The sequence below is a fragment of the Paenibacillus sp. A3 genome, from assembly GCF_001399685.1.
In the GTDB taxonomy this organism is placed as follows: Bacteria; Bacillota; Bacilli; order Paenibacillales; family NBRC-103111; genus Paenibacillus_G.
On sequence record NZ_JTHN01000222.1, the window covers coordinates 1 to 9,144 of the forward strand.

8 protein-coding genes are annotated in these 9,144 nt (G+C 56.4%); 2 read left to right on the forward strand and 6 right to left on the reverse strand.

The annotated features are described in order from the left end of the window. A partial coding sequence (locus QJ48_RS29180) for a cation:dicarboxylate symporter family transporter (protein WP_054976888.1) occupies positions 1-935 on the reverse strand: 935 nt, incomplete at its 3' end. A 134-nt stretch (positions 936-1,069) separates the two neighbouring features. Here QJ48_RS29180 and QJ48_RS29185 point away from each other — a divergent pair. Together QJ48_RS29185 and QJ48_RS29190 are read left to right on the forward strand one after the other, a co-directional pair. Continuing rightward, a complete protein-coding gene (locus QJ48_RS29185) occupies positions 1,070-2,359 on the forward strand; it encodes an ATP-binding protein (RefSeq protein ID WP_237763104.1) in 1,290 nt (429 codons plus the stop codon). 7 nt (positions 2,360-2,366) lie between these two features. After that, complete coding sequence (locus QJ48_RS29190; RefSeq protein WP_054976890.1) at positions 2,367-3,305, forward strand: response regulator; 939 nt, start codon at positions 2,367-2,369, stop codon at positions 3,303-3,305. A 70-nt stretch (positions 3,306-3,375) separates the two neighbouring features. Here the strand turns inward: QJ48_RS29190 and QJ48_RS29195 are convergent, their stop codons facing one another. The 5 genes from QJ48_RS29195 to QJ48_RS29215 form a co-directional block, all read right to left on the reverse strand. After that, entirely contained in the window at positions 3,376-4,290 is a 915-nt protein-coding gene (locus tag QJ48_RS29195) for an NlpC/P60 family protein (protein ID WP_054976891.1), read from the reverse strand. Next, entirely contained in the window at positions 4,287-5,390 is a 1,104-nt protein-coding gene (locus QJ48_RS29200) for a mandelate racemase/muconate lactonizing enzyme family protein (RefSeq protein WP_054976892.1), read from the reverse strand. Before QJ48_RS29200 ends, QJ48_RS29195 begins: the two co-directional genes overlap by 4 nt. 12 nt (positions 5,391-5,402) lie before the next feature. Next, positions 5,403-6,335: an LD-carboxypeptidase gene (locus tag QJ48_RS29205; protein WP_054976893.1), complete on the reverse strand. Its 933-nt coding sequence runs from the start codon at positions 6,333-6,335 to the stop codon at positions 5,403-5,405. Between the two features lie 647 nt (positions 6,336-6,982). Continuing rightward, positions 6,983-8,605 carry a peptide ABC transporter substrate-binding protein gene (locus QJ48_RS29210; RefSeq protein ID WP_054976894.1) on the reverse strand — a complete coding sequence of 541 codons (1,623 nt, stop codon included), beginning with the start codon at positions 8,603-8,605 and terminating at the stop codon, positions 6,983-6,985. Positions 8,606-8,641: 36 nt separating this feature from the next. Continuing rightward, positions 8,642-9,144, reverse strand: a 503-nt coding sequence (locus tag QJ48_RS29215; RefSeq protein ID WP_162238589.1) for an ABC transporter ATP-binding protein, incomplete at its 5' end; no start/stop codon positions are given.

The window sequence follows — 9,144 nt, forward strand, 5'->3', positions numbered from 1 at the left end:
GCAAGCGCCTGATACAAGGTCGACCCGTCGAGATTGAACGAATAGCCGGTCGGGACGACGAACGACGTAATTGCTTTAGGACAGCCGAACTTTTCCATCTTCTCCATCACTTTAGGCATGACCGATTCGGAGCTGGCCGTGGAGTAGGCGAGAATGATTTCGTCTTTAAGCAGCTTGATGATCGTCAAAATGCTGGTGCCGGATATTTTAGCGATAACTCCGAGCACGACGAAAATAAAGAACAGCATGCTGGCATATACGACAATGACGAGCTTGCCAAGCGGAATAAGCGAGCTTACGCCGAATTTGGCAACGGTGACGCCGATCAAGGCGAATACCCCGAACGGTGCGAACTTCATGACTTGGTTCGTGACCCAGAACATCGCGTCAGCGACGCCATGGAAGAAACTGAGCACCGGCTTGCCGCGTTCGCCGACCGCCGCAATACCGAGACCGAAAAGGACGGAGAAGAAAATGATGGCGAGCATATCGCCGTTCACAAACGCTTCGAAAATGTTCTTCGGCACGATGTTTACGAACGTGCTGGCGAAGCTGTGGCTTGCTTTTTCCGCCGTATCGACATACGTTTTAATATCGGTTTTCGCAAGGCCCGACATATCGATGCCGGCGCCCGGCTTGAAGATGTTGGCAAACAGCAGGCCGACGATAATGGCAATCGTGGTAACGATTTCAAAATACAAGATCGTTTTGCCGCCGAGCTTGCCCAGCTTCTTCATATCTCCTACCCCGGCGATGCCGACAATAAGCGAAGAGATAACGATCGGAACGACGATCATTTTGATCAAGCGGATAAAGATGTCCCCAATCGGCTTCAGGTATGTCTCGACGCCGGGATTCCCGTAAAAGATGGCCCCGACGGCTACCCCGAGCATCAGGCCGATTACGATTTGCAGGGCCAATCCGAATTTTTTCATGTCTGCTTCCCCCTCTTTTGTTACTAAAAGCGCTTCCAAATCAGTGGCGTCTGTGAAATAATAGGTTTGAATATTATCATATGGACCGTCTACACTAAACTACAAAAACCTACAGTTGCGAGTTGATGCGAATTTTGAAAAAGGCTGTCTCTTGGCAAAACCGCCTGATCCCGCTTGCCCTTGTCGCCATTCTCGTACCGCTGGCCGGCGAGCTGAAATTTTATCCGTTCTCGGATTCGTTCCGCGTCGGCATGGGGCCTCCCGTGCTTTTTTTCAGTTTGCTGTGGCTTCGCGGGTTAACGCCGCTTGCGGCAGGATTCGTGACCGGCCTTACCGTACCGGCCTTTCGGATCGGAGTGGATGCGCTCGGCGGGGCGGCGCTTGAAGCTTCGTTCTATCAGCATGTTCCCGCTTTCTTCTTTTATTTCTCTTATGGGGCCTTGTTCACCGCGGCGCAGGTCAACAACTACCGCCAAAGTCCGCTGCTGATCGGACTGATCGGCATGGGGCTGGAAATCGGCTCCAATGTGGCGGAGCTGTTTTTTCGCTATTCGCTTCCGGGCCGCACGATCATTCTGCACGAGCTGGAGCAAATTATCGTGATCGCCGTGTTCCGGAGCTCGTTCGTGCTGGCGATCTTCAACATCATTCAGCTTAGGCAGGTGCGTGCGCTGCAGGAGCGGGAGCGGCTGGAGAACGAGCATCGGCTGATGCTGATCTCGACGCTGTACGAGGAATCGGTCCATTTGCAAAAAACGCTGCAGCAGGCTGAGCAGATTACCCGCTCGTCCTATGAGCTGTACCGGGGGCTCAAAGACGCGGCCGAGCCCGATTTCGCCCGGCAAGCCTTGGGCATCGCCGGACAAGTGCATGAGATCAAGAAGGACAATCAGCGCATCTACGCCGGATTGTCACAGCTCATTACAAGCGAGCAGCGTGCCGACTTCGGCCTGGCGGAAGAGCTTGGCGGCGTGGTGGTCCGCTCGAATGAAAAATATGCCTGCCTGCACGGCAAATCGATCCGGATTGCGTTGAAAGTCAAAGGGGCGCATCCCCCTTATCACGCCTACACGCTGCTATCGCTGCTGAACAATCTCGTCTCGAACGCCGTAGAGGCCGTCGCGAAGGACGGGAATATCGAAGTCGTCATCGACCGGATGGACAAGCGCACGACGGAGCTGCGCGTCAGGGACGACGGCCCGGGCATTCCGGAGCATTCGCGGGATATCGTTTTTCATCCCGGCTATACGACCAAATACGATGCTTCCGGGGTTCCTTCGACGGGCATCGGCCTCTCCTACGTGCAGGAAACGGTGGAGCGGCTCGGCGGAACGATCACCATTCGGGAAGGAATCGGTGGAAAAGGAACGGAATTTATCATACAATTGCCGTTAGCAAGTTTAACGACGAATAAGGACGGGTGAAAAAGGAGTGCGATTTTTTATAACCGATGACGACCCGGCGGTACGCCGGATGCTGGCGCAGCTGATCGAAGACGAAGACCTCGGCGAGGTGGCGGGCGAAGCCGCGGACGGAGCGGATGTGGATGCCGGGCTGCTGGCGGTTACGCGGACCGATATTTGGCTCATTGACCTGCTGATGCCGAGGCGGGACGGGATTGAGACGGTGCGGGAGATCGCCCCGTCGTTTCCCGGCAAAATCATCATGCTGTCGCAGGTCGAATCGAAGGAAATGATCGGCGAGGCGTACGCCTTGGGGGTCGAATATTACATAACGAAGCCAATCAACCGGTTGGAGGTGCTGTCGGTCATCCGCAAGGTCGAGGAGCGGATGCGACTTGCGCGGTCCATTCAGAACATTCGCCAGTCGCTGCTCGGACTGGACGACGGCGGCTTAGGGAAGCCTGCGGCACCGCGCGAGCGGGATCACGGGTCTGCCGGAATCGGTGCGGCGGGCCGCTATTTATTCTCGGAGCTCGGCATCACCGGAGAAATCGGCTGCAAAGATTTGCTGGCGATGCTGCAAATTTTAGCGGAGCATGACGATGCCGCTTCAGGCCACCGCGATTTCCCCCAGCTGCGGGAGCTGTTCCGCGCAGCGGCCGTGCGCAAGCTGGGCGATAAGGCGGACGAAGCGGTGGTCAAGAAAGAAATCAAAGCAGCCGAACAGCGCGTGCGCCGGACGATTCATCAAGCGTTAAGCCATTTGGCTTCGCTCGGACTGACGGATTATTCGAATATCAAGTTCGAAAATTACGCATCGAAGTTTTTTGATTTTACGGAGGTTCGCAAGCGGATGCTGGAGCTGGAGGACGAGAGCGGGGACACCGTCTCGCAAGTGCGGATCAACGTCAAGAAATTCATTCAGGTCCTTTATTTGGAGGCTAAGCAGCACATACGGGAACATTGATTCGAAGAAAGGGCTCTCCCCAGGTCTATATCGGACCTTAAGGGAGAGCCCTTTTTTTCGGGTGATCATTTTACCAATATCTCTTGGAAACACAGTGCTCTTTCGCCAGCTTGTAGCCGTCCAGCTCGACAAGCTCTATGCACCCTTCGGAATCGGGAGAATGAAGCATCCGGTTGTCACCCGCATAGATTCCGACATGATGCACGCGCCCCTTGCCTTCTTCGTAAGCGAAGAAGAGCAGATCCCCCGGTTCCAGACGGTCCCGCTCCACCACCTGCCCCCGAACGGCTTGATCGGAAGCATCCCGCGGAATGAGAATACCTTGCGATTTGTGCATGCTGTAAGCAAAACCGGAACAGTCGTAGCCGAAGGAAGACATGCCTCCCCACAAATAAGGCAGAGCTATAAACCGCATCCCCTGCCGGACGAGCCGCTTGCCCGCTTCTTCCGTGCCGCAGGATGCCGGACGGCTGGCGATCCGCACTTGATCCTTCGGCAAAAAGCCCGCTCCGTGCGGGGTATCCACCACGACTCCGTCGTTCGTCTCCTCGATGACGGGCAGCCGGGTTAGAAAGCTCAGCTCGATTTCGGCTTTTGGCGAACGGAGGGTCAACAGCGCCCGGGGAGCGCTCACCTCCGCCCATTGGTCCACGGAGGATTGGGCGCTTGCTTCCGCCAGTTGGCGCTTCGGAACCCATCCGGGATATCCCGCTCCCTCCTTCCGGGTGCTTTGCTCGGGAATGAGCACCTTGACCCAGTCGCCGTTTTCTTCGGCAACTACCGCCTCGGTTCCGTACAGCATTTGCGTCTGAATGCGATTGGCGCCGTACAAATCCAGCTTATCCTTAACGGTCATAGCCCCTAGCCATTCCGTTATAGCCGCCGGATGCCGCAGCGCCGGTTCGTCCAGCGGACGCGGGGAATCGGGAGACGTCCACACGGTGGCGACGGACACCGCCGCTCTAACTCGTCTCGGTCCGCTCATGATACGGCCCCCATCCCGTCCTGACAGCGCACGTTCCGGATGCCGAGTCCGGCATCGTCCGGGAACGTCATGACCCGCCCGTTGTATCGGACGCCGCCGTCGACAATATCGTGAAGCATCATGAGCGGCGCATCGAAATCGAAGCGGGTAATGTTCTTTTTGCTCGCCGCAAAATGAGCCGCCGCCGTTACCGCAAGTCGGGATTCGATCATGCTGCCCACCATGCATTCCACGCCGTATTCCTCCGCAATATGGTTGATGATTTGCGCCTTGTAGATCCCGCCCGATTTCATCAGCTTGATATTGATCAGATCGGCCGCGCGCCGCTGCAGCACTTCAAGCGCCTGAACCGGAGAGAACACGCTCTCGTCCGCCATAATCAGCGTTTCGACCGCATCCGTTACGGCCTTCAAGCCTTCGATATCTCCGGCCTTCACCGGCTGCTCCACAAGCTCGATATTGAGGCCCATGTCTTCCATCCGCCGGATCGATTTGACCGCATCCTTCACCTGCCAGCCTTGGTTCGCATCCAGCCTGATTTTGACCCGGTCGCCTACGCGGCTTCGGATCTCTTTGATCCGTTCGATATCTTCGCCGATATCGTCCTTCCCTACCTTGATCTTCAGCACGTTGAACCCGGATTCCACATAGCGGGCCGCATCCTCGCCCATTTCTTTCGGCGAATTGACGCTGACGGTAAAGTCCGTCTCGATCCGGTCCTTGTAGCCTCCGAGAAATTGATACAGCGGCACCCCGCAGGCCTGTGCCACCAGGTCGTAGACCGCCATATCGACCGCGGCTTTGCCGCTGCTGCACCCGACCATCGCCTGATGGACGGATTGAATGATTTGTTCATAGGCCAGCAGACTTTTGCCGATTAACAGCGGTGTGAACGTATGGACAATGGCGGATTCGATGCTTTCCAAGCTGTCCCCCGTAATCACAATCGTAGCCGGCGCTTCGCCCCAGCCGACCCGGCCATCGTCCGCCGTGATCCGAACCAGGACGGATTCCGCTTGAAATACGGTCCGCAGCGCGGTTTTGAACGGTTTGACGAGCGGGGTCGACTGGCGCATTACGTCTATTCTTTGAATTTGCATCAGGGCGCCTCCTTACGCTTCTACTGCCGGTTCGATAAACTCCAGCTTCTTTTGTGCGGTATTCATCCTCGCCTCTATGCCTAACGGCACGGCGATATTCGGCGAGCAATGACCGATTTTAAATCCTGCGAGCGCGGGTCTCCCCGCCTGAACGATATGATGCCGGATGACCTGCTCCAACGTTAGTGAATTTTTGTACTTGTTCGGCTCGCAATTGTGAAAATCGCAGACGAGAATTCCCGACGCATCGGCCAGCTTCCCGGCCTGCCGAAGTTGGTTCAGCATCCGGTCGACGCGGTACGGCTCCTCGTCAATCTCTTCTATAAACAAAATACGTCCGCGGGTATCCAATTCATACGGCGTCCCGAGCGTGCTTACGAGCAGTGTCAAATTGCCTCCGACCAGCGGTCCGTACGCTGCCCCTTCCACCAATGCGACAAGCGGCGAGATGTTTGCCGTGTAGACAACCGGCTTCGGATGAAATAGCTGCTCAAAGCCCTGCAAGGTCAGCGGATGAACAGATTCCTCGGCAAGGCAGGTCAGCATAGGACCGTGAAACGTGACGACCCCCGACCGGTTTCCGATGGCAGTGTGGAGGAATGTGATGTCGCTGTATCCCCAGAAAACTTTCGGGTTATTGCGGATGCCGTCGTAATCCAGCATGTCGGCTATTCTTGCCGACCCGTATCCGCCGCGCGCGCATACGATGGCCCGAATGTCCGGGTCCGCGAACATCGCGTTCAGCTCCGCCGCCCGCTCTTCGTCCGTCCCCGCCAAATAACCGTACTGCCCGGACAGCGTGCCGCCGAAACGGACGTTCAGGCCCATCCGCTTCAAATAACCGGCCGCCCGCTCGATTCTGCTCCGGTCGCCCTGACTGGCCGGGGCCGTAATGCCTACCGTATCGCCCGCGGCGAGACGCGGAGGTTTGATGCGCTTGCGCATGGTATTTTCCTCCCTTCGTTAGCAAGAGCCGGCGATGGCTCGGATTAGCCGATGATGCAGTATTGCGGGAACCATGCTCGGCATAATGGGTAATGGCGCAACGGGCTATCCAATCTACTCAACATCAAAGAAACTATCGCGAAGTCTGGCTTGATGGTTACTCAGTATGCTTGATACTAGGCGACAGGCAGATTAGATGCTTTACAGTATCAGTGGTACGATTGCCAATCGACCAGTCTATGCAGCATCGCAGGAGCTATCATATGCCCCATTGGACGCTTTTTTCAGCATCGCTGACACTGGCGCGACAGTTCCGTACTAGCTTATTTAGCATAGAGGAACTGCGATGCGTTACTTTGCCTGATGTCGGCGCCTTGTTCAAAATAGAGGAACTGGCGTTCCCCTAACAATCCCCTCTCGCGGGTCGTGAACATTTTTCGACACAACTAAAGCATCTGTCTTCCGCTATATTCCAGCGGACTCCGCTTCCTGCTCTTTAACGCATCGTACTTCCTTTAATATTAAGCTGGGTCAAATAACCACCACGGGTCGTCGGCCCTCAAGCTCCCTCCGACCTCAGCGCGACGGGGATACTACCCTGCGACTTGCAAGCACCCGCCCAACAGGCCGTCACGCCCCGGTGCCGTCTATTTCAAATCGGCCCACTTGAAGTCGATGTAACCGTAGGCGTACCGGACGACTCCTTCCAGCTTGTCGCTTTGCATATAGGCGGAGTTGTAAAAATAGAGCGGCATGATCGGCGCTTCATCGAGCAAGATTTTCTCCGCTTCGTGCAGCAATTTGAACCGTTTGGCATTGTCCGGCTCATTGTAGGCGTCTTGAATCAGCTTGTCGTACTGCGCGTTGCTCCAACCGGTACGGTTGTTCGGATTGCCGGTCTGGAAGATGTCGAGGAAATTGATCGGATCGGCAAAATCCGGAAGCCATGACGAACGGGAAAATTGCAATTGCAGCTTCTTCTGCTCGGCTGTCAGCACCTTGCCTTCCTTGCTCTCGATTTTCACGTCGACGCCCAGGTTTTCTTTGAACATCGCTTGGGCCGCCTCGGCAATTTTCTGGTGCAGGTCGTTCGTGTTGTAGGTCAGCGTCACCGGCGGGAGCGTTTTGTAGCCGGCCTCGGCCATTCCTTTCTCCAGCAGCTTTTTTGCCTCCGCGGCGTCGAACTTCACCAGCTTACCGCCGACCTTGCGGAAGTCGTCCCCTGCCGGGTCTTTGAGACCGTACGAGACGAACCCGTCCGCCACCTTTTGCTTTTGCTTGACGACGAGGTCGACGATTTTCTGGCTGTCCACAGCCATCTGAAACGCTTTGCGGATATTGACATTATCGAACGGCGGCATCTTGGTGTTGAACCGGTAAAAATACGTTCCCGCCGAATCCTCCACCTTGACCTTGCCTTCCGCGAACAGCTTCTGGCTCAAATCGGCCGGAATGACGCCGTCAATATGCAGCCCTCCGCTCTGATACAGTTGATACTCCGTATTCGTGTCGTTGACCATCTTGAACGTAACGCCGTCCAACTTGACGTTGGCCGCATCCCAGTACTGGTCGTTTTTGACCATCTTCAATTCGGAATCGTGCTTCCATTCGGTAATCTTGAACGGACCGTTGCTTACGATCGTCGCGGCTTCGCTTGCCCATTTGTCGTTTTTCTCCACGGTTGCCTTATGTACCGGGAAAAATGCCGGGTTGGACACCATCCCGAGCAGCCACGGGGCCGGCTTGGTCAACACGATCTCCAACGTCTTGTCGTCCATCGCTTTGATTTTGACGCCGTCGGCCGGACCTTTATCCGAATTGTACGCTTCGGCCCCTTCGACGACGTAAGCCAGAGGCGCGGCCGGCGAAGGCTTCTTCGGATCGAGCATCCGCTTCCAGGCGAATTCGAAGTCAGACGCCTTCACCGCGTCCCCGTTGGACCACTTGATGCCGTCCCTCAGCGTGAACGTATACTGCTTGCCGTCGGGACTAATCTTCCATTCCTTGGCCATCGCGGGCTCTGGGGATTGGGTTTTGCCAAGGCGCGTCAAGCCTTCCATGGCGTTGTTCAGGATATCGTACGACACTTGGTCGAACCCGACCGGCGGGTCCAGCGACGTAGGCTCCCTCATATTGTTGTACAGCAGAATTTTGGCCTGCTGTTCGTTCCGGGCCGGATCGGTGCCAGCCCCTTCTTTGCCGCTGCAGCCTGCCAGCGCCGTGCCGGATAACAGGATACAGCCGAGGAGTAAAGCCGTTCTTTTCTTCATGCAACGTCTCTCCTTCACATTGTATGATAGGAATCGTTAACCTATCGCTGAACGGATAAAAGTATTCGTGCCCGGCGGTTCAAGCTGTTTGGCGCGCGCATCCTGAAGCCAACAGACAACGCCGTGCCCGCCGGGCAAGCAGGACGTTTCCGGCTGGAAGTCGGCGCACACTTCCATGGCGTGAGGACACCGGGCTGCGAACGCGCAGCCTTTGGGCGGCGCGAACAGATCCGGCGGAGTCCCCGGGATCGATTGCAGCGGGGTATTCCGGTCGCTATCGAGACGCGGCATGGATGCAAGCAGCCCTTTCGTATAAGGATGCTGCGGATGCTGAAACACCTCGTCCACCGTGCCCGACTCGACCACCTTGCCGGCGTACATCACGTTCACGCGGTCCGCAATATTCGCCACCACGCCGAGGTCATGGGTGATCATGATGATGGAGACGCCGGTTTTGCGCTGCAGCAGCTTGAACAGATCGAGGATCTGCGCCTGAATCGTCACATCGAGCGCCGTGGTCGGTTCGTCGGCAATAAGCA